This is a genomic window from Pseudomonas sp. A1230, assembly GCF_044218825.1.
Classification (GTDB): Bacteria; Pseudomonadota; Gammaproteobacteria; order Pseudomonadales; family Pseudomonadaceae; genus Aquipseudomonas; species Aquipseudomonas iridis.
Genome location: NZ_CP162582.1, coordinates 3,518,319 through 3,540,888 on the forward strand (window position 1 = coordinate 3,518,319; position 22,570 = coordinate 3,540,888).

The following is a 22,570-nucleotide window of genomic DNA, read 5'->3' on the forward strand; positions in this document are numbered from 1 at the left end:
GGCAAATATGGGCGAGGTCCTCATTGATCGTGTGAATCTTCGTGCCGTGGCGTGGGCTGATCAGACGCGCTATACAATGTGCCGACTCTGAGCAAAGGAATCGCCATGACCCACGACACCTTATGGCTGGACGCGAGTGACCGCAGCCGCCTGTACGTCAATCGCTGGCTGCCGCCCGGGCCACTCAAAGCGGTGATCCTGCTGGCCCACGGCATGGCGGAACACAGCGCTCGATATGCCCGATTAGCCGACACGTTTTGCGACAAAGGTTACGGCGTGTATGCCCCGGATCTTCGCGGACATGGCAAAACCGCCGATAACGGCACCCTCGGACATTTCGCCGATGACGACGGCTGGTGCAAAGTCGTCGGTGATCTTGCCAGTCTCAACCAGCACATCGGCCAGCAGCACCCCGGCGTGCCGATCATCCTGCTCGGACACAGCATGGGCAGTTACCTCGCCCAGGGTTATCTGCTGCATCACAGCGCCAGTCTGCATGGGGCAATTCTCAGTGGCTCGAATTTTCAACCAGTGGCGCTCTATGGTGCGGCGCGGCAAATCGCCCGTCTGGAGAAGCTGCGCCAGGGCGGCAAGGGACGCAGCGCGCTGATCGAGTGGCTGTCGTTCGGCTCGTTCAACAAAAAATTCAAACCGGTGCGCACACCTTTCGACTGGCTGAGCCGCGATCCGGCTGAAGTCGACAAGTACGCCAGCGACCCACTGTGTGGTTTTCGCTGCACCAATCAGCTGTGGATCGACTTGCTCGGCGGCTTGCAGCAAATCAGCAAAGCGTCCAATCTCGCCCAGATCGCTCCGGGCCTGCCGTTGCTGGTAATCGGTGGTGAATGTGATCCGGTGAGCGATGGCAAACGTCTGAAAGATCTGGCTGATGCATTGCGCTCGGCCGGCAGCCAGAACCTGCAACTGAAGATCTACCCGCAGGCGCGGCACGAATTGTTTAACGAAACCAATCGCGACGAAGTGATCGCCGATGTGCTGGCCTGGATCGACCAGACCCTGAGCCATCCACGCCCTCAGCGCAGCGAATAAATTTTTGTGGATTGATCCAATCCATCACAGGAATCGAGACCGATGACCCAGGTTACCAACATCCCTTACGAAGCCCTCGAAGTCGGCCAGACCGCCAGCTACAGCAAGACTGTCGAAGAGCGTGACATTCAGCTGTTCGCCGCGATGTCGGGCGACCATAACCCGGTGCACCTGGACGCCGAGTTCGCCGCCGCCAGCATGTTCAAGGAGCGCATCGCCCACGGCATGTTCAGCGGCGCGCTGATCAGTGCGGCGGTGGCCTGCGAACTGCCTGGGCCGGGCACCATTTATATCGGTCAGCAGATGAGCTTTCAAAAGCCGGTGAAGATTGGCGATACCTTGACTGTACGTCTGGAAATTCTCGAGAAGCTGCCGAAGTTTCGCGTGCGCATTGCCACTCGCGTGTTCAACCAGCGTGATGAGTTGGTCGTGGATGGCGAGGCCGAGATTCTGGCGCCGCGCAAGCAGCAGACAGTGACGCTGCCGACGTTGCCGGCGATCAGCATTGGCTGATTGATTGCGCTGCGTCAGGAAAATCTTTCCACCCAGACATAAAAAAACGCCAGGCTAGCTGGCGTTTTTTATACAGCCTACGAACGCTTACGAGCGTGCGCGGGCCTGGTTACGCAGGGCTTTCACCTGGTCGTGGTTACGTTGTACGCCGTGGTACTGACGTTCAACCAGATCACGAATACCGACCAGGTTGTGTTTGTTGATTTTTTCGATGGCTTCACGATAAGCCTTGAGGGCGTGGTCTTCACCGCGCTCGGCTTCGTTCAGCACGGCTTCTTCGTCTTTGCCGGTAAACATGGCTTTGACGTCGACCCAGCGACGGTGCAGGTCACCGCTGACACTGGTGGAGGTTTCCGGATCGCCACCCAGTTTGCGAACTTCAGCTTGCAGCTCGGCAGCGGCAGTGGCGCAATCGGCGGAGCGAGTCGCGAACAGGGTTTTCAGTTCAGGATGCTTGATGTCTTCAGCGCAAGTCTTGAACCCTTCCTGACCGTCTTTGCTGGTTTCGATCAGGTCGTTCAGTACAGAGATGGCTTCTTTATTAACGTCGGTCATTTTTCAATTCCTTGCGGGTTGATGAAAGATGCAAGGGATATTGCAGAGTGCGTGCCAGCTTTCTTATTTTTTAAAAACCTTTATAAATCAACAATTTAAAGATAAATGAACTATCTGTATCTCGGTAATTTGCATGATCTGTCATTTGGCCTGCATGCAGAATGCCTGTATTTTTCAATCTGATTTGAATCCAGACGAAAACCGATGAATCCAGAAAAACTCGAACTGCTGATCACCCGCGAAATGCCCTTCGGCAAATACAAGGGCCGGATCATTGCCGACCTGCCAGGGCCTTACCTTAACTGGTTTGCCCGAGAGGGGTTTCCCCACGGCGAACTCGGTGGCTTGCTGGCATTGATGCAGGAGATCGACCACAACGGCCTCTCGGACTTGCTCGAACCACTGCGCGCCAAACACGGCAAACCTGCCCCGCGCCACTGAAGCGCCCTTCTCTATCAGAGTTAAGCCGACCATGCCTGATAACACCCGCCGCGCCCGTGATGAAGACTTCTGGCAAACGTTCAGCAATCGCTACGACGCTCAATCCGCGCCGATAAACCTGGAGAACGGTTACTTCGGGCGCATGTCGCGCACGGTGATCGAGGAGTATCAGCGCAACATCGAGATGATCAACAACAGCAACTCGGTGTATGTACGCCAACGCTTCGAACAGCACGACAACCTCGAGATCCGGGCACAGTTGGCCGAGCTGATGGGCGTGCGTGCGCAGAGTATCGCGTTCACCCGCAACGCCACCGAAGGCCTGCAATCGCTGATCCGCAACTACAACCGCCTGCAACCGGGCGATGAGGTGTTGATCTGTGATCTGGAGTACGACACGGTCAAGGGGGCCATGCGCTGGCTGGCAAGGCATCGCGGCGTCGAGGTGATCGAGATAGCGCACGCGCATCCGGCCAGTTTCGACAGCCTGCTGGAGACGTATCGCGAGACGTTCATTCGCCACCCGAAACTCAAGTTGATGGCGCTGACCCATGTTACCCACCGCACCGGCCTGGTAATGCCGGTACAGGCGATTGCCGCGCTGGCCAAGGAACATGGCGTCGATATCATCCTCGACGGCGCCCATGCGCTGGGTCAGATCGAATTCGATCTCGAAGCCATGGGTATCGCGTTCGCCGGCTATAACCTGCACAAATGGATCGGCGCGCCGCTGACCCTCGGCTTTCTCTATATCGCTCCGCAACGCCTGGCTGATATCGATCCGGACATGGGCGAGATGCATTACCCACGCAACGACATCCGCGCACGCACGTCGTACAGCACGCCGAACATCCCGGCGCTGATGACTTTGCCGCTGGTGTTCGAGGAACATCGTTCACTTGGAGGCGCTGCGGCCAAAGGTGCGCGGCTCAACTACCTGCGCAATCTTTGGGTCAGCGCCGTGCGACACTTGCCCGGTATCGAAGTCATGACCCCGGATGATCCGCGACTGTATTGCGGGATCACGGCGATGCGGTTCACCCGCCATGACGATCAACAGTTGATGGCCGAGCGACTGCTCAATGAATACAAGCTGTTCACCGTGGTGCGCACCGGCGCCGCGTGTGGGCCATGCATCCGTATTACGCCGGGGGTGACCACCACCGCCATCGACATGCAGTTACTGACCCGCGCGCTCAACGAGCTGCGTTGACTGGCTCAAACCGTGTACTTGTCGAAGTCCTCGGGTTTGATCTGCGACGACACCGAGAAGGTGTCGATGCCGATAGTCAGGTGGCCGAAGAAGCCGTCCTCGTGCGACTCTCGACCGATCGGCCAGACCGCCAGCGTCGAGGCTTCACCGTTCTGGCTGGCATAGAGAACGTCCTCGGCGTTGTTCAGCGGCAACGACGCTCGCCCGCGGTAGGCCTGGGCATTGAGCACTGACCGGGAAACCACCTCGGGAAAATACAGCTGGCCGACCCAGGCGACATTGCGCTCCTCCAGGTATTCGTTACCGGCAACGATGCGCACCGCCACATGGATGTGCAGCGCGCGCCCGGCATAGAACCCGGGATAGACGGTGGTAAATCGGGCGCGGCCCATGTGATCACAGAACTGGCTGCCGCGCAGGTAAGTGTCATCGTCCGTGCGCGGGATAGAGCCGATGGCCGCGACATCGACTTCCGCGTCCGGATTGAGGCGGCTCCAGCCCGAGTACGCGCCCCTTGCGTTGCAATGCCAGATATCCACCAGCGCACCGTTGACGGGCTCGCCGGTCATGGCATCAACGATGGTCAGACGCAGGATCAGCGGCACCCCTTCAGCACCTTCGCTGATGTTGCGCCGCAAGAGTTTGGGGTTGCGAAAGAATGGCCCGGCGATTTGCTCGGGAGCCAGTTGATACAGCGACTGCTGCGCGGTTGATGCGAGATCTCGCTCCATGAGTACGTCCTCTCTTCCATAAGATGAACGCAAGGTTAGCGCCACGAAAAATTTGCGGTGCGGTAACTATGTATCGCTGAGTAACCGATGACCTGGTTCATTAGAAGCAAGATCAAAAGATCGCAGCCTCGTTTCACTCGACAGTTCCTACAGAAAAACTGTCACGCCTCCTGTAGGAGCTGCCGCAGGGTGCGATCTTTTGATGTGGTTTTTAAACAAGGGAGCGCCCGTTTTCTACAGGCAAAAAAAAACGGTGCACCGACCAAGCGCACCGTAAAGCCGTAGAACACACAACGAAGTGTCAGGTATTGATCAGTCCAGCAGCGCCAACGCTTCGGCGGTGCATTCCTGAATGCGGGCCCAGTCGCCGTTCTTGATCCACTCAGGATCAAGCATCCAGCTACCGCCCACGCACATGACGTTTTTCAGCGCCATGTAGCTCTTGATATTGGCCGGGCCGACGCCGCCAGTCGGGCAGAATTTCACTTCGCCGAACGGACCGCCGAGGGCTTTGATCGCGGCCACGCCGCCGCTGACTTCCGCCGGGAACAGCTTGAAGCGGCGATAACCCAGACCGTAGCCTTCCATGATCCCGGAGGCATTGCTGATGCCTGGCAACAGCGGAATCGGGCTGTCGACACTGGCTTCGAGCAGGTCACGGGTAATGCCTGGGGTGACGATGAATTGCGAGCCGGCCGCTTCAGCTGCCGCGAGCATGTTGCGATCCAGCACAGTGCCGGCGCCGGTCATGAGCTCCGGGCGCTGGTCACGCAGGATCTGGATGGCCTTGAGCCCGAACTGTGAGCGCAGGGTGACTTCCAGCGCGGTCAGACCACCGGCAGCGAGGGCGTCGGCCAGCGGCAGCACGTCCTGTTCGCGGGCGATGGTGATCACCGGCAGGATCCGTGCCTTGGCGCAGATGCTGTCGATCAGGGCAACTTTGTCCGCCATGGAAACGGTCGGGGATAGGGTTGTCATAGCGGCTGTTCCTTGGCTCATGGGCACCAGTAAATCTCTAACGTAGGTTGCAGAAACGCGCGCACCGGCATGGCCGCGACGTCATCGGATGCCAGCGCGGCATTCAGGGTGGTCAGTTTCGACTGACCGGAAATCGACAGAATCTTGTGTTTGGCCGAAGCCAGCAGCGCACGGCTCATGGTCAGGCGCTGACGCGGCACACTTGGCGCCAGCATCGGCCAGCAACGACGCGTGCCGTCGGTTTGCAGCGCCTGGGCCAGGTTCGGGCTGTCGGGGAACAGCGACGCGGTGTGGCCGTCATCGCCCATGCCCAGCACCAGCACATCAATCGGCGGCAATTCGGCGAGCAGACGGTCAGCCTGTTCGGCAGCCTGCTCGACATTCGCCGCAGCGCTGTAGAGGCTGAGGAATTGCGTCTTGGCGGCCGGGCCCTTGAGCAAATATTGCTTGAGCAGACCGGCGTTGCTGTCGGCATGTTCAACCGGCACCCAGCGCTCGTCGGCGAGAGTCACGACGACCTTCGACCAGTCCAGCTCCTGCTTGGCCAAGTGCTGGAAAAACGCCACCGGGCTGCGCCCGCCGGACACCACCAGCACCGCGTTGCCGCGTGCGGCGATGGCATCGCTCAGTTGCTTGGCCACATTCAGCGCCAGACCTTCGGCCAACAGCACCGGGCTCCTGAATGCGTGGGCATTCACGCCCGCAGGCAGTTTCACATCAGATATCGCCATACCACGACCTCCCGTCCCGCGTGATCAATGCAATGGAGCTCATCGGCCCCCACGACCCGGCCGCGTACGGCTTGGGCGCGTCACCGGATTTTTTCCACCCGGCGATCAACTGGTCACACCACTTCCACGCGGCTTCGATTTCATCTTTACGGACAAACAGGTTCTGATTGCCGTTCATCACTTCCAGCAACAACCGCTCGTAGGCATCGGGGATCCGCGCGCTACGCCAGGTGTCGGAGAAATTCAGTTGCAGCGGACCGCTGCGCAATTGCATGCCTTTGTCCAGGCCCTGCTCTTTGGTCATCACGCGCAAGGAAATACCTTCGTCCGGTTGCAGGCGGATGATCAGTTTGTTGCTGATCTGCAGGCGCTGCTCGGGGGCGAAGATGTAGTGCGACGGTTCCTTGAAGTGGATGACGATCTGCGAGAGTTTCTGCGGCATGCGTTTACCGGTACGCAGGTAAAACGGCACGCCGGCCCAGCGCCAGTTGCGGATGTCGGCACGCAGGGCGACGAAGGTTTCGGTGTCGCTCTGGGTGTTGGAATTCGGTTCTTCGAGGTAGCCCGGTACGGATTTGCCTTCGCTGTGTCCGGCGATGTACTGGCCGCGCACGACCTGAGTGGTCAGGCCTTCCGGGCTGATCGGCGCCAGCGCCTTGAGCACTTTGACTTTCTCGTCACGGATGCTGTCGGCGGACAGGTCGGCCGGCGGGTCCATGGCGATCAGGCAGAGCAGCTGCAACAGGTGATTCTGGATCATGTCGCGCAGTTGGCCGGCCTTGTCGAAATAGCCCCAGCGGCCTTCGATACCGACCTTCTCGGCCACGGTGATTTCCACGTGGGAGATGTAATTCTGGTTCCACTGGGTTTCGAACAGGCTGTTGGCGAAACGCAGGGCGATCAGGTTCTGAACGGTTTCTTTGCCCAGATAGTGGTCGATACGGTAGGTGCGGTTCTCCGGAAAGAACTGCGCCACGGCGTCGTTGACCTTGCGCGAGGATTCCAGATCGGAGCCGATCGGTTTTTCCAGGACCACGCGGGTGTTTTCTGCCAGCCCGACATTCGCCAGGTTCTCGCAGATCGCGCCGTACACCGCCGCCGGAGTGGCGAAGTAGGCAATCATGCGTTGCGTGCTGCCGGCCATTTCGGCCAGCGCGACGTAATCTTCAGCCTTGAGGAAGTCGACGTGCAGGTAGGTCAGGCGCGCCAGAAAACGTTCGGCGACGGCCTCGTTCAACTCGTTGCCGACGTAGCGGCGCAATTCGGCGGAGATGAATGCCAGGTGCTGCTGCTCGGTGCCGTCTTCACGGGCCAGCGCGATGATGCGCGTGTCCTCGTGCAACAGGTCAGCGCCATCGAGGTGATAAAGGGCAGGAAACAACTTGCGCAGGGCCAGATCGCCAAGAGCGCCGAACAAGGCAAAGGTGCACGGTTCAACCGTAATCGAAGGCATGATGTTTGTTCTTTTATCAAGTTAAGCTACAAATACCTTTTTTCAAGGCATCACTCAAGGGAAAATGTAGTAATAAACACAACATTTTCGCAAAATATAGATTCCGAGTGGTGGTCGGTCGGAGCCATCAGTAGGATAGGCCACCGTTACGGGCGATATCAAAGGCCCAATTTGCATAGCCCGGCGCACCTTTGCGCAGGTGAATTAGGAATTCCATATGGATCGCGTGCGAAATTTACTGGAACAGATCCAGAGTCGCCTTGAAGACCTGAACAAGGCCGAACGCAAAGTCGCCGAAGTGATCCTGCTCAACCCGCAGCAGGCCACCCGCTTCAGCATCGCCGCCCTCGCCCAGGCTGCGTCGGTGAGTGAGCCGACGGTCAACCGTTTTTGCCGCTCGTTCGGCGTCAGCGGCTACCCCGAGCTCAAGCTGCAACTGGCGCAGAGCCTGGCCAGCGGCGCGGCGTATGTCAGCCGGGCGGTCGAGGCCGATGACAATCCCGAAGCGTACACGCAGAAGATTTTCGGCAGTGCCATTGCCTCACTGGACAGCGCTTGTCAGGCGCTTGATCCGAACCTGATCAGCCGTGCCGTCGACCTGTTGATTCAGGCGCGGCAGATTCACTTCTTCGGCCTCGGGGCTTCGGCGCCGGTGGCCCTGGATGCGCAGCACAAGTTTTTCCGTTTCAACCTGGCGGTGACAGCGCATGCCGATGTATTGATGCAGCGGATGATTGCTTCGGTTGCGCACACCGGCGAGCTGTTCGTGATCATCTCCTACACCGGCCGCACCCGTGAACTGGTGGAAGTGGCGCGCATTGCTCGCGAGAACGGTGCTTCGGTGCTGGGTTTGACCGCCGAGAATTCGCCGCTGGCCAAGGCCAGTACCTTGAGCCTGAACATCCCATTGCCTGAAGACACCGACATTTATATGCCGATGACTTCGCGGATCATTCAGTTGACCGTACTGGATGTGTTGGCGACCGGGATGACGCTGCGTCGCGGGGTGGATTTCCAGCCGCATCTGCGCAAGATCAAAGAGAGCTTGAATGCGAGCCGGTATCCGGTTGGGGATGAGTTCAACTGAGGTCTGATGATTCTTTATTGAATGATCCGGCCTCATCGCTGGCAAGCCAGCTCCCACAGTGTCGGCGTCGTACGCAAAATCGATGACTACCACCGAACCTGTGGGAGCTGGCTTGCCAGCGATGGGGCCAGCAGCAACAGTACAAATTCAGGCAGCCGCCCACGCCTGCAAACTCAAATGCGCCTTCTCCCCCGGCGCCAGATGCAGACTGTCGGTGCCCCCCGCCGCCGCTTCAACACACACAAACTCCAACACCTCATCCCAGCTAACGCCCAGCAACGGCCGCGAGCCCGGATGCCACACCACCGTGTCTGCACTGTCACCCGTATCGATGCACAACTCGCGCTGCCAGGCGTGATCCTTGAGCTGTAATTCGCCGTCGTGCTGGAACACCCGCTGACAGCCGCCGTCGACCCGCAACTCGCCTTCCTGCTGGCAAGCCTGGCGGTTCAACTGGTCATAACCTTGCGCGCCTTCGAGCCCAGACAGCGCTATCTCACCGACATCACCAATACGCCAGTAAGCGTGCAAAGCCTGGCTCAACTGGCATGGCATGTCGTCCTGGTGCTCGGTGCTCAAGCGCAACTCCATGCGTTCCCCAAGGTGAGCGTGGAGGTCAACCTGCCAGTCGCACAATTGCAATTGCCAGTGCAGGCGCACGCCATCTTCAGCGCTGCTGCTGTCTAGCAACTTCCAGTCGAGCAGGCGCGCCCAACCATGGGAAGGCCACGCGTTTTCGCTTGGATGGCGGCCATACCACGGCCAGCACACCGGCACGCCACCACGAATCGCACCCACATGCGGCCACTTCGCCGCACACCACAACCACGGCTTTTGCCCGCGCGGCTGAAAGTGCAGCAACTGCGCGCCCTGACGACTGAACACCGCCTGACACAGCGGATGATCGATCACCAAAACGTCGCGCATCTGATAGCGCTCCCAAGCGAAAACAGGTTGCTCGCGCAGGGATTTGAAGAAGCGTTGCAGCGGATGCTCATGCATGGGACCACAGTCCTGAAATCGTCTTTCACAGGGCGGCGCCTGCCCCAAAAAAAAGCGGACAGCCTAAGGGGCGCTCTCAATTGTTTTTCCCACCGTGGCGGGTACAAACAATTGAGAACGCCCCTCGCTGTCCGCAAATATGCGCACATAGAGAGGAGCTTATCGCAGACGCGTTAGAACACCGACTGAATTTTCAGGCCGGCGACCAGAGCGTTGTCCACTTCATCAACACCGCCCGGGTGTGTGATGTATTGCAGGTTAGGACGCACGGTCAGCCAGTTGGTGACGTGGAAGCCGTAGTTGATCTCGTAGTTGTATTCGGTTTCACGAATTGGCGAGAACGCGGCATTGTCGTAGTCGGACACACCGTTGGAAGCGTTCAGCAGTTCAGCGTTGCGCTTCACGTCCTTGTTGACGTGGATACGCGCCGCGCCGATACCGACGTCATCCTTGGGACGTGCGTCGAACGGGCCTTTGTAGACAAACATCACCGACTGATAGTTGTCGATGAAGTTGGTGTCCTTGTCGTGGAACGTGGCGTTGGCCGCGATGTTCAGGCCGCGGGTCGCATCACCGTTATGGCTGGTGAGTTGCTGTTGCGCCACGAACCAGTAACCGCTTTTGCTGCTGTGGGTCTTGTAGGCATCGCCAGTAGTGGCAGCGTCGAAACCATTGATGTCTTCACGAACATCATCAGCGTCCGCCGTGCTCTTGTAGTAACCGACGCGGTATTCGCCCGGCAGGCTGTTAACCTTCGGCGACCAGACCAGTTCGACCGGCAAAACGGTGCCTTTGGTGCCGCTGCCGCTGAGTTTGAAGCCGTTGCCGTGCTCAAGTTGCGACGGGTTCTGGTTGTACGCACCGATCTGAGCGTAGAGCTCATCATTGATGTTGTACTTCACACGGATCGCGGCCTGGCTGACGGGCCAGTTGTACCAGATGTTGGTCGCCCAGTTACCCACTTGCGAACCGCAGAACGCCAGGTTCTGGAAGTCGCATGGGAAGGTGTTGAAGTCTTCGCCTTCACCGAAGTAACCGGCCTTGACGTCGAGTTTGTTGTCGAAGAACTGGTGCTGAATCCACAACTGGGTCAGACGCACCATGTGGCCACGGCCATAGACTTCCTGCGACGAACTCAAGGTGCCGGCACGTGGATCACCAACACGGTCGTTGGAGATGTTGTAGCCGTTACGGTTGGTCAGTTGGATCTTGGCCTGAGTGTTGTCCCAGCCCCACAGCTTTTGCAGATCGAGTGCCACGCCCAGACCGAACTGGTCAGCGTAACGCGCAGTCTTGTCGTCGTTGAAGCCACCGTTCAGGTTGCCACCGACTTCCCCAACGTAGTCGGCCTTGATGTCGATACCCTGCTCGATCAGCTTGGTCCGCTCGCCACCCCAGTCACCGGTCATCCATTTGGAGTCGGAGCTGAAAGCATCCGCCGCCATCGCATTGCCGGCCAGCACCAGTGCTGCCGCAGCTGACACTTGGCAGATCAACCGGGCATTGACGTGTTTCATTTTCATCCCTACATCCTCGTCTTTATTGTTATTAACTGTTTTTATCTAACGCGGTTTACATAAAGTGCGATGGATTACAGGCAATCCACCGCGTGCTCCTTTGTGGGAGCGAGCCTGCTCGCGAATGCGGTGTATCAGGCGACATCAGTGCTGGATGTCAGACCGCTTTCGCGAGCAGGCTCGCTCCCACATTTGTTCTTCACCGGCCTTTGAATTGGGCCACGTTCGCAGACCGCGCATCGGTCTGTGCTTGACTGGCAACGCCCAACCGCTCGCCAGTCTTGGCATCAAACAACAACACTTTCGACGGATCGAATTGCAGCGTCAGGCTCCCGCCCACTTGCGGCGCCACGTCTGGCGCCAGACGGCAGCAGACCTTGGTGTCGTTCAGATTGACGAACACCAGCGTGTCCGGACCGGTCGGCTCGGTAACCTGCACTTCAGCGCGAATGCTCGGCAGGCCGTTGCCCTCGCCGTTCGCCAGAACGATCTGTTCCGGGCGCAGGCCGAGGATCACTTCGCGGTCTTCAAGACCGGCGTCCTGCATGCCCATCGGCAGTTCGCAACGGGCCTGGCCACTGTCGAGCAGCGCCAACAGACGACCGTCCTTGCGTTGCAGACGCAGCGGGATGAAGTTCATCGGCGGCGAACCGATGAAGCTCGCCACGAACAGGTTGGCAGGGTCGTTGTAGATCTCTTTTGGCGTGCCGAACTGCTGAATGATGCCGTCTTTCATCACCGCCACTTTATCGCCCAGGGTCATCGCTTCGATCTGGTCGTGGGTCACGTACACCGTGGTGGTTTTCAGGCGCTGGTGCATCAGTTTCATTTCGGTGCGCATCTCGACGCGCAGCTTGGCGTCGAGGTTGGACAGCGGTTCGTCGAACAGATAAATCTTCGGCCGACGCGCCAACGCACGGCCCATCGCCACACGCTGTTGCTGACCACCGGAGAGCTGGCCCGGCTTGCGGTTGAGCAAGTGTTCGATCTGCAACAGCTTGGCCACGCGAGCGACTTCTTCGTCGATCGCCGACTGCGGCATCTTGCGAATCTTGAGACCGAACTCGATGTTCTCGCGCACGCTCATGGTCGGGTACAAGGCGTAGGACTGGAACACCATGGCGATGTCGCGATCCTTGGGGCTCATGCCGCTGACGTCTTGATCGCCAATCATGATCGCGCCGCCGGTGATGGTTTCCAGCCCGGCGATGCAGTTCATCAGCGTCGACTTGCCGCAGCCCGACGGGCCGACGAGGATCAGGAACTCACCTTCCTTGATCGACAGTTCGATGTTCTTCAGGGTGTCCGGCAGGCCGGGGCCATAAGTCTTGTTTACGTTGCGAAGTTCGAGCGTTGCCATGATTACCCCTTGACCGCGCCGGCCGTCAGCCCGCGCACGAAATACTTGCCTGCGACCACATAGACCAGCAGGGTCGGCAGGCCGGCGATCATCGCCGCTGCCATATCAACGTTGTATTCCTTGGCGCCGGTGCTGGTATTGACCAGGTTGTTCAGCGCCACCGTGATCGGTTGCGAATCACCGCTGGAGAACACCACACCGAACAGGAAGTCGTTCCAGATCTGGGTGAACTGCCAGATCAGGCAAACCATGATGATCGGCGTCGACATCGGCAGAATGATCCGCCGAAAAATGGTGAAGAACCCTGCGCCATCAAGGCGTGCGGCTTTCACCAATGCATCGGGAATGCTCACGTAGTAGTTACGGAAAAACAGCGTGGTAAACGCCAGGCCGTAAACCACATGAATGAACACCAGGCCGGTAGTGGTGCTCGCCAGGCCCATCTTGCCGAGGGTGAACGAGGCCGGCAGCAGCACGGTCTGGAACGGCAGGAAGCAGCCGAACAGCAGCAGGCCGAAGAACAGTTGCGAACCGCGGAAGCGCCAGAACGACAGCACATAGCCGTTCAACGCACCGATGGCGGTGGAGATGATCACGGCCGGGACGGTGATCTTGATCGAGTTCCAGAAGTAGCCGTCGACGGTGGCCCAGGCTTTCACCCAGCCGATGCCGGTGACCACGGTCGGCCAGCTCAGCAGGTTGCCGGTGCCGATGTCTTCCGGGGTCTTGAAGCTGGTCAGCAGCATGACCACCAGCGGCACCAGATACAGGAGCACCGCGAGGATCAGCACCGCGTAGATCGCGATGCGACTCAGGCTGATGGGGGATTTGGCAGCGAGACTAGTCATTACGCTTGGTCCTCAGCTCGGAGTACAGGTAAGGCACGATGATCGCGAGAATCGCACCGAGCATCAGAATCGCACTGGCCGAGCCCATGCCCATCTGGCCGCGACTGAAGGTGAAGGAGTACATGAACATCGCTGGCAGGTCGGAGGAATAACCCGGACCACCGGCCGTCATCGCCGCGACCAGGTCGAAGCTCTTGATTGCGATGTGCGCCAGAATCATCACGGCACTGAAGAACACCGGACGCAGGCTTGGCAGCACGACTTTCCAGTAGATGCGCGGCATGCTCGCGCCATCGATCTGCGCGGCACGGATGATCGATTGGTCAACCCCGCGCAGGCCGGCGAGGAACATCGCCATGATGAAGCCCGAGGCTTGCCATACAGCCGCGATCACCAGGCAATACACCACGCGATCCGGGTCGATCAGCCAGTCGAGACGGAAGCCTTCCCAGCCCCAGTCACGCAACAATTTGTCCAGGCCCATGCCCGGGTTGAGCAGCCACTTCCACGCGGTACCGGTGACGATCATCGAGAGCGCCATCGGGTACAGGTAAATGGTGCGGATAAAGCCTTCACGACGGATACGCTGGTCGAGGAACACCGCCAGCAATACGCCGATCACCAAGGTGATGCCGATGAACATACCGCCGAACATCGCGAGATTCTTGCTCGCGACCCACCAGCGATCGTTGTCGAACAACCGCGCGTATTGCGCCAGACCGGCCCACTTGTAGTTGGGCAGGAATGTCGAGGTGGTGAACGACAGCACGAACGTCCACAGGATGTAGCCATAGAAGCCCACCAGCACGATGAACATGCTCGGCGCCAGCACCAGTTTAGGTAGCCAGCGCTGCAATGCATCGAACGGCGAGGCTTTGCTGAACACAGCAACAGAACTCATGGGGAAATCCATAAAAAAGAGAAGAGCAGCTACAAGCTGCAAGTTTCAAGCTGCAAGATAAGCAGGGCAGTGCTCTTACTTGCAGCTTTCAACTTGCCGCTTGCCACTAAGGCTTATTTGGCCGACTTGATCGCCGCGCCGAGTTTCTTGGCGGTGTCGGCCGGGTCGGCTTTCGGGTCGTTGATGTAGTTGGTGACTACGTCAAAAAACGCGCCTTGTACGGCCAGCGTGGTCGCCATGTTGTGCGCCATGCTCGGCTGCAGGCCGCCGGACTTGGAGTCCGCCAGGAAGTCCTTGGCAGCAGTTTGTGCGCAGGAGTCGAAACCGAGTTTCTCCATGTCGTTCAACATGTCGATTCGTACCGGGATCGAGCCTTTGTTGATGCTGAAGACTTTCTGGAAGTTTTCACCCAGCACGACTTTGGCGATGTCCTGCTGACCAGCCGCGGTGCCCGCGTCTTTCTGCTTGAACACGGCCAGCGAGTCGATGTTGTAGGTGAACGCCTTATCGGTGCCCGGGAACGCTACGCACTGGTAGTCCTTGCCGGCAATTTTCTTCGCGGCGGTCCATTCGGACTTGGCCCAGTCACCCATGATCTGCATGCCGGCCTTGCCGTTGATGACCTTGGCCGCTTCCAGGTTCCAGTCCTGACCTTTGCCGTCGGCGTCCATGTAAGTCGCGACTTTCTTCAGCTCGGTCAGCGCCTTGACCATTTCCGGGCCAGTCAGCGCAGCGTTGTCGAGGTCGACGAGGGCTTTCTTGTAGCCATCAACGCCCATGACCGAAAGCACAACGGCTTCGAACACGGTGCTGTCCTGCCAAGGCTGACCGCCGTGCGCCAGCGGGATGAAGCCCGCAGCCTTGAGCTTGTCGCCAGCGGCGTAGAATTCTTCGAGGGTGGTAGGGGCTTTATCGATGCCGGCTTTCTTGAAGACTTCCGGATTGATCCACAGCCAGTTCACACGGTGAATGTTCACCGGCACGGCCACGTAATCACCGTCGTACTTCACGGTATCGGAGACTTTCTTGTCGAGCAGGCTGTCCCACTTTTCCGACTTGGCAACGTCCTTCAGAACGTCGGTGTCGAGCAGGCCGGTCGACGCCCATTCCTGGATGTCCGGGCCTTTGATCTGGGCAACGCCTGGCGGGTTGCCGGCCACTGCACGGCTTTTCAACACAGTCATGGCAGTCGCACCGCCACCACCGGCGACAGCGCCGTCTTTCCAGGTGAAACCGTCTTTTTCGACTTGGGCCTTGAGCACATCAACGGCAGCTTTTTCGCCACCTGAGGTCCACCAGTGCACGACTTCCACCGAACCTTTGGATTCGGCAGCGGAAACACTGAGAGGCAGAATTGCGAGCGGGAACAGGGAGGCGACAGAAATGACAGTAGCGAGGCGAGAAATCGCATTCATCTGAGATGTACCTTTCTTGTTGTTATGCATTGCAAGTCTGGTGCTTGCGCTGCACAGGAGTTTAAACAGGGCGATTCCCCTCGCAGGTAACGAAGGGACGCGCGAATGTCACCACATGGTTACACAGGAATGCTCTGGGACAAGCGCGCCAGCGCAGTGGCCATGCTAGGTGCCAAGGGTAGACGCGGGATCAGCACCGCCTGCCAGGCGTGGTACAGATCGGGTTTGCCCGGCCAGATATCGGCACTTGGAATGTTTTGCGGATTGAGTTCGTGGTGCCAACTGCCGTCGCAACGGTCGATGAAATTCACATCGCAAAAATCCCAGAACAGGCGGTACCAGGTTTCATATTGCTCATCGCCGGTGCGCTTGAGCAAAGCGCTGGCCGCAGCGCTGGCCTCGGCATGCGTCCAGTGCAAGCGATGGCGGACCACGGCTTTGTTGTTCCAGTCGAGGGTGTAGACGATGCCCGGCGCGCCATCGACATCCCAACCGTAACGGCAGTTTTGCTCGAAGAGTTTCTGCGCGTCGGTGGCGAGCCAACCGGGGGTAAGCATGCCGGCCTGCACTCGCGCCGCTTCGAGGTGCAGCAACAGCCGCGCCCACTCGAAACCGTGTCCCGGCGTGGTGCCATAAGGGCGGAAACCGTCGGCGGGATTGTCATGGTTGTATTCGCGCAGCGGTTGCCAGTCGCGGTCGAAGTGCTCAATGACCATGTAATCGTTGGCAGCAGCATGACCATGAATTACCCGCTCGACGATGCGTTGGGCGCGCACCAGCCAGCGTGGGTCTTCAGTGACGTCGGCCAGGGCGAGGAACGCTTCGGTCGCGTGCATGTTGCTGTTGGCGCCGCGATAGGCTTCCTCTTCGCTCCAGTCGCGATTGAAGAATTCGCGCATGGCGCCCTCTTCTTCGCTCCAGAAATAGGTGTCGATGATGTCGATCGCATCATCTAGCAGCGCCTGCGCGCCGGGACGTTGTGCGACCACCGCCGAGCTCGCCGCCAGTGCAACGAAGGCGTGCAGGTAGGCGTTCTTGCCGGTGTTGTCATCGCGATGCTCGGCCACCGCAAACCAGCCACCGTGCAGCGCATCACGCAGCGGCCCACGCAGGGCGGCAATGCCGTGATCGACCAGTTCGGCAAACCCCGGCAACCCCTGAATGTGGGCCATGGCGAAGCTGTGGGTCATGCGCGCAGTGTTCATGGTTTCGGCTCTTGCGTTCGCAGGCAAACGGCCGCGTTCGTCGAGGTTACCGAAGCCTTCGGGCAGGCGTGACGCCCTGGCGAAATCCAGCAGGCGCTGGCCTTCGGCGGCAAGCCATTGCTGGTGCGCGGGGGCATTGAGCCAGCTGCTGAAGCCGGGTTCGAAGTGGTCCATGGGGGGGGCCTTTTTTGTTGTTATGACTGCGGGGAGTCTAAACAACGGGCCGGGGTGGGCTTGTAACGAAGGGGACGGGTTTTGTCACTGATTCGTGACATGAAAAGCAAAGTCAAAAGATCGCAGCCTTCGGCAGCTCCTACAGGGATCGGCGTAGGAGCTGCCGAAGGCTGCGATCTTTTGATCTTCAATCCATCGACCGCGGCAACTGCAACGTCACCCGCAACCCGCCCTCACGCAGGTTCTGCAACGTCACCTCACCGCCATGGCTATGAGCGATATTGCGCGCAATCCCGAGGCCGAGGCCATAACCCTGCTGCTGCCCCGCCAACCTGAAGTGCGGCTCAAACACCTGCTCCAGCCGCTGCTCCGGCACGCCCGGCCCTTCATCATCGACGTGCAGGACGAATGCACTTTCATCGTCATCAATGTGCAGATGCGCGTTCTGTCCGTACTTCAACGCATTGTCGATCAGGTTGCCGATGCAGCGCTTCAACGCCAAAGGTTTGCCCGAATACGCTGCCAGCGCCCGCCCATGCTGGGTCACGCGACCATTGCCGTTAGGCGCCAGATACGGTTCCACCAGACAATCGAGCACATGGTTGAGATCGACCGGTTCGATGTTTTCGTGGATGTCAGTGTCTTTCACGCATTGCAACGCGCCTTTGACCAGCAGTTCCAACTCATCCAGATCACGACCAAACTTGATTTGCAGCTGTTCGTCTTCGAGCAGTTCGACGCGCAGACGCAGACGGGTGATCGGCGTGCGCAAGTCATGGGAAATCGCGCTGAACAATTGGCTGCGTTCGGTCAGGTAACGGCTGATGCGCTCGCGCATGGTGTTGAACGCACGGCCGACCTCGACCACTTCACTGCCGCCGCCCTCGGCCACCGGTTCGACGTCGGCGCCCAGCGACAGATCCCGCGCGGCTAGGGCCAGGCGCTTGAGCGGCCGGCTCTGCCAGTGCACCAGCACACCGATGAACAGCAGCAGAAAGCCGCTGGTGAGGACGATGAACCACACTTGCTGCGACGGCAGGCCTTGCTCTTCAAGGCTGGTGTAGGGCTCGGGCAACAGCGAGGCGATGTACAGCCATTCGCCCGGCGCCATCTGAATCTGCGTGACCAGCACTGGCGGATTCACCGGCTCAAGGGTCAGGGCGTAGTGCGCCCAGGAGCGCGGCAATTCATCGAGTTTCAGCCCGGCGTTGAAGATGCGCAGATCCTCGGGACTGACGAAAGACACCGAGATGTCGGTGTCTTGCCCGAGAGACTGACGCAGCACTTCGTCGACCGCTTTCATTACCGCGGCTTTACGCGCAGTGACCGGCAGCACGTCCATGCCCAGCGGCTTGTCGTTGAGCGTTACGACAAATCGCGTGCCGCCCATGCTGCGCAACTGATCGAGCACAAGCGGCCGATAGGCCACCGGCAACGAACGAAAATAACTGACGCTGGCGGTCATCGAATGAGCAAGGCTGCGGGCGCTGGTGACCAGGCCTTCGAGCTGAGTGGCGCGCAATTGCGAAACCCAGATCACACTCGACAAGGTCTGCGCAAACAGCACCGCGAGCAAGGTCAGCAGCAACATCCGCCCCAGCAGCGAACGCGGCACCGGCACTTTGCTGGCGAGCCGGCGCAGCGACTCAGTGACCATTGCCGGCAACCACGTTGGCTGCCAGTTGATAGCCGCTGCCGCGTACCGTGCGAATCAGCCGTGGCGGCTTTTCCGTGTCACGCAGACGTTGGCGCAAGCGGCTGACGGCCATGTCGACAATGCGATCGAGCGGCATCAGGTCACGGCCGCGGGTAGCATTGCCGATGGTGTCGCGGTCGAGAATTTCCTGCGGGTGATCGAGGAACAGTTTCAGCAGAGCGAAATCGGCACCGGACAGAATCACTTCCTCGCCGTCGGTGTGAAACAGCCGATGACTGACCATGTCCAGCCGCCAATCGTCAAACGCCAGCACTTCACTGCCGCTGCGTTCCTGCCCGAATTGTGCACGGCGCAGCAGCGCTTTGATGCGCGCCTGCAGTTCGCGGGGGCTGAAGGGTTTGCCGAGGTAATCGTCGGCGCCAAGCTCCAGACCGATGACCCGGTCGGCCTCGTCGGAACTGGCGGTGAGCATGATGATCGGCACCTGCGCCTGACGCGGATGCTGACGCACCCAGCGGCACAGACTGAAACCGTCCTCGTCGGGAAGCATGACATCGAGGATCACCAGATCGCTCGGCGCCTCGTTGAGGGCCTGACGGAAACTGGCGCCATCGGCTGTGGCCCGTACCTGAAACCCGGCGCGGGTCAGATAGGTTTCCAGCAACTCGCGTATTTCCTGGTCGTCATCGACCAACAATATCGACTTGTTGACTGAGCTCACTTCGAAGGCATCCTTGTTGTTGGAATTGGGGCGGATTATGCCTGATGAACCTTGGAAATTTGTTGTCTGTTCTGGCCCCATCGCTGGCAAGCCAGCTCCCACAAAGATCTTTGTCGTTCACACAACCTGTGGGAGCTGGCTTGCCAGCGATGAGAGCAACTCGGTATCAAGCCTGTTCGAGGGCCACGCCGGCGCCAACCAGCCCGGAATACGGTGCCGTCACCAGCCACACCGGAATGCCTTTGAAGTAATCGCTCATGCAGCCCTTGTCGGCAAAACTGCGGGCAAAACCACTTTCAAGGAAGAAGTCGGCAAAGCGCGGAATCACCCCACCGACGATAAACACCCCACCCCGTGCGCCCGTGGTCAGCACATTGTTACCGGCCACGCGGCCGAGCCAGCAGCAGAACTGCTCCAGCACTTCCAAGGCAATCGGATCGCCTGCAAGGCCTGCGGCCGTAATGGCTTCTGGCGTTTCGAGCGTCGGTTCATGGCCATCCACCGCACAAATCGCCCGATAGACACGCGGCAAACCACCACCACTCAACGCAGTCTCCGCGCTGACATGGCCGATCTCGTTGTGGATGTGCTGCCAGAGCTGTGTTTCACGCGGGCTGCTCAACGGCAGATCAACGTGACCACCCTCGCCCGGCAGCGCCGCAAATCGACCCTCGCCCAGATCGAGCAAAGTACCGACGCCAAGGCCGGTGCCCGGACCAATCACCACCGAAGGACGCAACGGTTCTGGGGTGCCTTCGCAAACCACACGGAATTCACCCGGCTGCAAACGAGTCATGCCCAGCGCCATCGCCGAGAAGTCGTTGACCAGCAACAACTGCTCGACCTGCAAAATGTTGCAGAACGCCTCGCGGCTCAGCCGCCAGTGGTTGTTGGTGAACTTGAATTCATCGCCACTGACCGGGCCGGCCACCGACAGGCATACCGAACCGATAGCGCCCGGCGCCAGACCGAGCCCGCTCAGGTAGAGGCTGATGGCCTCTTCCGGGCTGGCATGGTCGGCCGTGGCCAGCACCTGAATCGATTCCAGTTGCTGGTTTTTCCACAACGCGAATCGTGCGTTGGTGCCTCCGATGTCACCGACCAAAGCCAGTTTCAATTAAGCGTCTCCAGGGCAGAAGTAAAGGCGCTGGCGCCCTGCTCCGCCGAGCTGAAGGCCACGCGCATGAAACCGAACAGTTCGCGACCGCTGCCGATGTTGTTGCCCAACAGGCCTTTGGCGGATTCGCGCGCTGCAAATTCGTCGGCGTCCACTTTAATTTCCAAAGTGCCTTTGACGCCATCGACGCGGATGATATCGCCCTCTTGCACGCGAGCCAAAGCACCACCGACATAAGCTTCCGGACTGACGTGGATCGCCGCCGGGATTTTCCCCGAGGCGCCCGACATGCGCCCGTCAGTCACCAGTGCCACTTTGAAGCCGCGATCCTGCAGCACGCCAAGGAACGGCGTCATCTTGTGCAACTCGGGCATACCGTTGGAGCGCGGGCCCTGGAAGCGCATCACGGCGACGAAATCTTTCTCCAGCAAACCGGCCTTGAACGCATCGGCCAGATCCTGTTGATCCTGGAACACCATGGCCGGCGCTTCGACAATCTGGTTTTCCAGAGCCACGGCAGACACCTTCATCACACCGCGACCGAGGTTGCCCTCCATCACCCGCAGACCACCCTCCGGCGAGAACGCGCGTGCCACAGGGCGCAAAATGTTTTCGTCGAGGCTGTCGACCGGGCCTTCACGCCATACCAGTTCGCCGTTATCGAGGAACGGCTCTTTGGTGTACTTGCTCAAGCCGTGGCCGAGCACGGTGTTGACGTCTTCGTGCAGCAGGCCGGCACCCAGCAGTTCACGGATCAGGAACGACATGCCGCCCGCTGCCTGGAAGTGATTGATGTCGGCTTTGCCGTTCGGATAAACGTGGCTCAGGGTCGGCACGACTTCAGAGAGGTCGGCCATGTCTTGCCAGGTCAGTTGAATGCCCGCTGCCATGGCGATGGCCGGCATGTGCAGGGTGTGGTTGGTCGAGCCGCCAGTGGCGTGCAGCGCGACGATCGAGTTGACCAGCGACTTCTCGTCGACGATTTCGCCGATCGGCATGAAGTTGCCGTTCTGCTTGGTCAGACGCGTGACTTGATGCGCCGCTTCGCGGGTCAGCGCATCACGCAATGGCGTGTTCGGGTTGACGAAAGAGGCGCCCGGCAAGTGCAGGCCCATGACTTCCATCAGCAACTGGTTGGTGTTGGCGGTGCCGTAGAACGTGCAGGTGCCAGGGCTGTGATAGGACTTCATCTCCGATTCCAGCAGCTCTTCGCGGGTCGCCTTGCCTTCGGCGTACTTCTGCCGAACGTCGGCTTTTTCCTTGTTGGATATGCCCGAGACCATCGGCCCGCCCGGCACAAAGATTGTCGGCAGATGGCCGAAACGCAGCGAGCCCATCATCAGGCCCGGCACGATCTTGTCGCAGATGCCGAGCATCAGCGCGCCGTCGAACATGTTGTGGGACAACGCCACCGCCGTGGACATTGCGATCACTTCACGGCTCGGCAGACTCAGCTCCATGCCGGGCTCGCCCTGGGTCACGCCATCACACATCGCCGGAGTGCCGCCAGCGAACTGGCCGACCGAACCGATCTCACGCAAGGCGTTTTTGATCTGCTCAGGGAAGACCTCGTACGGCTGGTGCGCCGAAAGCATGTCGTTATACGAAGAAACAATGGCGATGTTCGCCGAGTTCATCATCCGCAAGCTGTGCTTGTCTTCAGTGCCACACCCGGCCACACCGTGGGCGAAGTTGGCGCATTGCAGCTTGCCGCGCATCGGGCCGTCAGTTGCAGCGCCGCGAATCAGCGCAAGGTAAGCCTGACGCGTGGCGCGGCTGCGGGCGATAAGCCGTTCGGTGACCTCAAGGACGCGGGGATGCATGTGTAGAACTCCAGGCTAACGGAAATGGCGACCTGATTGTCTATGCTGATCAAGGGCCCGCACATTCGGGATGACGGA

General features: G+C 59.5%; 21 protein-coding genes. 5 read left to right on the plus strand and 16 right to left on the minus strand.

Annotated elements, in window-relative coordinates; genetic code table 11:
* Window positions 1–105 precede the first annotated feature (105 nt).
* Both AB4P97_RS16560 and AB4P97_RS16565 read left to right on the plus strand, forming a co-directional pair.
* Window positions 106–1,050, plus strand: a complete 945-nt coding sequence (locus AB4P97_RS16560; protein WP_042560595.1) for an alpha/beta hydrolase — start codon at window positions 106–108, stop codon at window positions 1,048–1,050.
* 42 nt (window positions 1,051–1,092) lie between these two features.
* Window positions 1,093–1,563, plus strand: a complete 471-nt coding sequence (locus AB4P97_RS16565; protein WP_003227420.1) for a MaoC family dehydratase — start codon at window positions 1,093–1,095, stop codon at window positions 1,561–1,563.
* A gap of 87 nt (window positions 1,564–1,650) precedes the next feature.
* Here the strand turns inward: AB4P97_RS16565 and AB4P97_RS16570 are convergent, their stop codons facing one another.
* A complete protein-coding gene (locus AB4P97_RS16570) occupies window positions 1,651–2,118 on the minus strand; it encodes a PA2169 family four-helix-bundle protein (RefSeq protein ID WP_047300134.1) in 468 nt (155 codons plus the stop codon).
* A 204-nt stretch (window positions 2,119–2,322) separates the two neighbouring features.
* Here AB4P97_RS16570 and AB4P97_RS16575 point away from each other — a divergent pair, with 204 nt between their 5' ends.
* Together AB4P97_RS16575 and AB4P97_RS16580 are read left to right on the plus strand one after the other, a co-directional pair.
* Window positions 2,323–2,559: a DUF3820 family protein gene (locus AB4P97_RS16575; protein ID WP_003227425.1), complete on the plus strand. Its 237-nt coding sequence runs from the start codon at window positions 2,323–2,325 to the stop codon at window positions 2,557–2,559.
* A gap of 31 nt (window positions 2,560–2,590) precedes the next feature.
* Complete coding sequence (locus AB4P97_RS16580; RefSeq protein ID WP_273876217.1) at window positions 2,591–3,772, plus strand: aminotransferase class V-fold PLP-dependent enzyme; 1,182 nt, start codon at window positions 2,591–2,593, stop codon at window positions 3,770–3,772.
* 5 nt (window positions 3,773–3,777) lie between these two features.
* Here the strand turns inward: AB4P97_RS16580 and AB4P97_RS16585 are convergent, their stop codons facing one another.
* The 4 genes from AB4P97_RS16585 to zwf all read right to left on the minus strand — a co-directional run bounded on the left by AB4P97_RS16585 (window position 3,778) and on the right by zwf (window position 7,665).
* Complete coding sequence (locus AB4P97_RS16585; protein ID WP_395601357.1) at window positions 3,778–4,503, minus strand: intradiol ring-cleavage dioxygenase; 726 nt, start codon at window positions 4,501–4,503, stop codon at window positions 3,778–3,780.
* A gap of 312 nt (window positions 4,504–4,815) precedes the next feature.
* Window positions 4,816–5,481 carry a bifunctional 4-hydroxy-2-oxoglutarate aldolase/2-dehydro-3-deoxy-phosphogluconate aldolase gene (locus tag AB4P97_RS16590; RefSeq protein ID WP_395601358.1) on the minus strand — a complete coding sequence of 222 codons (666 nt, stop codon included), beginning with the start codon at window positions 5,479–5,481 and terminating at the stop codon, window positions 4,816–4,818.
* Between the two features lie 17 nt (window positions 5,482–5,498).
* The gene (gene pgl / locus AB4P97_RS16595) at window positions 5,499–6,212 is read right to left on the minus strand and encodes a 6-phosphogluconolactonase (RefSeq protein WP_395601359.1); all 714 of its coding nucleotides are present in this window, start codon (window positions 6,210–6,212) and stop codon (window positions 5,499–5,501) included.
* Complete coding sequence (gene zwf / locus AB4P97_RS16600) at window positions 6,199–7,665, minus strand: glucose-6-phosphate dehydrogenase (protein ID WP_042560601.1); 1,467 nt, start codon at window positions 7,663–7,665, stop codon at window positions 6,199–6,201. Before zwf ends, pgl begins: the two co-directional genes overlap by 14 nt.
* Window positions 7,666–7,891: 226 nt before the next feature.
* Here zwf and AB4P97_RS16605 point away from each other — a divergent pair, with 226 nt between their 5' ends.
* Window positions 7,892–8,752 carry a MurR/RpiR family transcriptional regulator gene (locus AB4P97_RS16605; RefSeq protein ID WP_171057240.1) on the plus strand — a complete coding sequence of 287 codons (861 nt, stop codon included), beginning with the start codon at window positions 7,892–7,894 and terminating at the stop codon, window positions 8,750–8,752.
* Between the two features lie 147 nt (window positions 8,753–8,899).
* Here the strand turns inward: AB4P97_RS16605 and AB4P97_RS16610 are convergent, their stop codons facing one another.
* The 11 genes from AB4P97_RS16610 to edd form a co-directional block, all read right to left on the minus strand.
* Complete coding sequence (locus AB4P97_RS16610; RefSeq protein WP_042560602.1) at window positions 8,900–9,754, minus strand: D-hexose-6-phosphate mutarotase; 855 nt, start codon at window positions 9,752–9,754, stop codon at window positions 8,900–8,902.
* Between the two features lie 173 nt (window positions 9,755–9,927).
* Window positions 9,928–11,277 carry a carbohydrate porin gene (locus AB4P97_RS16615; protein WP_042560603.1) on the minus strand — a complete coding sequence of 450 codons (1,350 nt, stop codon included), beginning with the start codon at window positions 11,275–11,277 and terminating at the stop codon, window positions 9,928–9,930.
* 193 nt (window positions 11,278–11,470) lie between these two features.
* Window positions 11,471–12,631: an ABC transporter ATP-binding protein gene (locus AB4P97_RS16620; protein ID WP_395601360.1), complete on the minus strand. Its 1,161-nt coding sequence runs from the start codon at window positions 12,629–12,631 to the stop codon at window positions 11,471–11,473.
* A gap of 2 nt (window positions 12,632–12,633) precedes the next feature.
* Complete coding sequence (locus AB4P97_RS16625; RefSeq protein ID WP_042560605.1) at window positions 12,634–13,479, minus strand: carbohydrate ABC transporter permease; 846 nt, start codon at window positions 13,477–13,479, stop codon at window positions 12,634–12,636.
* Window positions 13,472–14,380 carry a carbohydrate ABC transporter permease gene (locus tag AB4P97_RS16630; RefSeq protein WP_042560606.1) on the minus strand — a complete coding sequence of 303 codons (909 nt, stop codon included), beginning with the start codon at window positions 14,378–14,380 and terminating at the stop codon, window positions 13,472–13,474. The genes AB4P97_RS16625 and AB4P97_RS16630 overlap by 8 nt, the downstream gene beginning before the upstream one ends.
* A gap of 113 nt (window positions 14,381–14,493) precedes the next feature.
* Window positions 14,494–15,795, minus strand: a complete 1,302-nt coding sequence (locus AB4P97_RS16635; RefSeq protein WP_395601361.1) for an ABC transporter substrate-binding protein — start codon at window positions 15,793–15,795, stop codon at window positions 14,494–14,496.
* 119 nt (window positions 15,796–15,914) lie between these two features.
* Window positions 15,915–17,174: an AGE family epimerase/isomerase gene (locus AB4P97_RS16640; RefSeq protein WP_395601362.1), complete on the minus strand. Its 1,260-nt coding sequence runs from the start codon at window positions 17,172–17,174 to the stop codon at window positions 15,915–15,917.
* A gap of 187 nt (window positions 17,175–17,361) precedes the next feature.
* Window positions 17,362–18,831 (minus strand): ATP-binding protein, encoded by a 1,470-nt coding sequence (locus AB4P97_RS16645; RefSeq protein WP_042560609.1) that lies wholly within the window; start codon window positions 18,829–18,831, stop codon window positions 17,362–17,364.
* Window positions 18,821–19,552 carry a response regulator gene (locus AB4P97_RS16650; protein WP_042560610.1) on the minus strand — a complete coding sequence of 244 codons (732 nt, stop codon included), beginning with the start codon at window positions 19,550–19,552 and terminating at the stop codon, window positions 18,821–18,823. Before AB4P97_RS16650 ends, AB4P97_RS16645 begins: the two co-directional genes overlap by 11 nt.
* A 166-nt stretch (window positions 19,553–19,718) precedes the next feature.
* Window positions 19,719–20,669 carry a glucokinase gene (locus AB4P97_RS16655; protein ID WP_395601363.1) on the minus strand — a complete coding sequence of 317 codons (951 nt, stop codon included), beginning with the start codon at window positions 20,667–20,669 and terminating at the stop codon, window positions 19,719–19,721.
* Window positions 20,666–22,492, minus strand: coding sequence for a phosphogluconate dehydratase (gene edd / locus AB4P97_RS16660; RefSeq protein ID WP_395601364.1), 1,827 nt, complete (start codon window positions 22,490–22,492; stop codon window positions 20,666–20,668). The genes AB4P97_RS16655 and edd overlap by 4 nt, the downstream gene beginning before the upstream one ends.
* Window positions 22,493–22,570 lie beyond the last annotated feature (78 nt).

Excerpts from the sequence above, each read along its gene's own strand:
- AB4P97_RS16560 (WP_042560595.1), top strand. The coding sequence starts at position 106 with ATGACCCACGACACCTTATGGCTGGACGCGAGTGACCGCAGCCGCCTG.
- AB4P97_RS16565 (WP_003227420.1), top strand. The coding sequence starts at position 1,093 with ATGACCCAGGTTACCAACATCCCTTACGAAGCCCTCGAAGTCGGCCAG.
- AB4P97_RS16570 (WP_047300134.1), bottom strand. The coding sequence starts at position 2,118 with ATGACCGACGTTAATAAAGAAGCCATCTCTGTACTGAACGACCTGATC.
- AB4P97_RS16575 (WP_003227425.1), top strand. The coding sequence starts at position 2,323 with ATGAATCCAGAAAAACTCGAACTGCTGATCACCCGCGAAATGCCCTTC.
- AB4P97_RS16580 (WP_273876217.1), top strand. The coding sequence starts at position 2,591 with ATGCCTGATAACACCCGCCGCGCCCGTGATGAAGACTTCTGGCAAACG.
- AB4P97_RS16585 (WP_395601357.1), bottom strand. The coding sequence starts at position 4,503 with ATGGAGCGAGATCTCGCATCAACCGCGCAGCAGTCGCTGTATCAACTG.
- AB4P97_RS16590 (WP_395601358.1), bottom strand. The coding sequence starts at position 5,481 with ATGACAACCCTATCCCCGACCGTTTCCATGGCGGACAAAGTTGCCCTG.
- pgl (WP_395601359.1), bottom strand. The coding sequence starts at position 6,212 with ATGGCGATATCTGATGTGAAACTGCCTGCGGGCGTGAATGCCCACGCA.
- zwf (WP_042560601.1), bottom strand. The coding sequence starts at position 7,665 with ATGCCTTCGATTACGGTTGAACCGTGCACCTTTGCCTTGTTCGGCGCT.
- AB4P97_RS16610 (WP_042560602.1), bottom strand. The coding sequence starts at position 9,754 with ATGCATGAGCATCCGCTGCAACGCTTCTTCAAATCCCTGCGCGAGCAA.
- AB4P97_RS16615 (WP_042560603.1), bottom strand. The coding sequence starts at position 11,277 with ATGAAAATGAAACACGTCAATGCCCGGTTGATCTGCCAAGTGTCAGCT.
- AB4P97_RS16620 (WP_395601360.1), bottom strand. The coding sequence starts at position 12,631 with ATGGCAACGCTCGAACTTCGCAACGTAAACAAGACTTATGGCCCCGGC.
- AB4P97_RS16625 (WP_042560605.1), bottom strand. The coding sequence starts at position 13,479 with ATGACTAGTCTCGCTGCCAAATCCCCCATCAGCCTGAGTCGCATCGCG.
- AB4P97_RS16630 (WP_042560606.1), bottom strand. The coding sequence starts at position 14,380 with ATGAGTTCTGTTGCTGTGTTCAGCAAAGCCTCGCCGTTCGATGCATTG.
- AB4P97_RS16635 (WP_395601361.1), bottom strand. The coding sequence starts at position 15,795 with ATGAATGCGATTTCTCGCCTCGCTACTGTCATTTCTGTCGCCTCCCTG.
- AB4P97_RS16640 (WP_395601362.1), bottom strand. The coding sequence starts at position 17,174 with ATGGACCACTTCGAACCCGGCTTCAGCAGCTGGCTCAATGCCCCCGCG.
- AB4P97_RS16645 (WP_042560609.1), bottom strand. The coding sequence starts at position 18,831 with ATGGTCACTGAGTCGCTGCGCCGGCTCGCCAGCAAAGTGCCGGTGCCG.
- edd (WP_395601364.1), bottom strand. The coding sequence starts at position 22,492 with ATGCATCCCCGCGTCCTTGAGGTCACCGAACGGCTTATCGCCCGCAGC.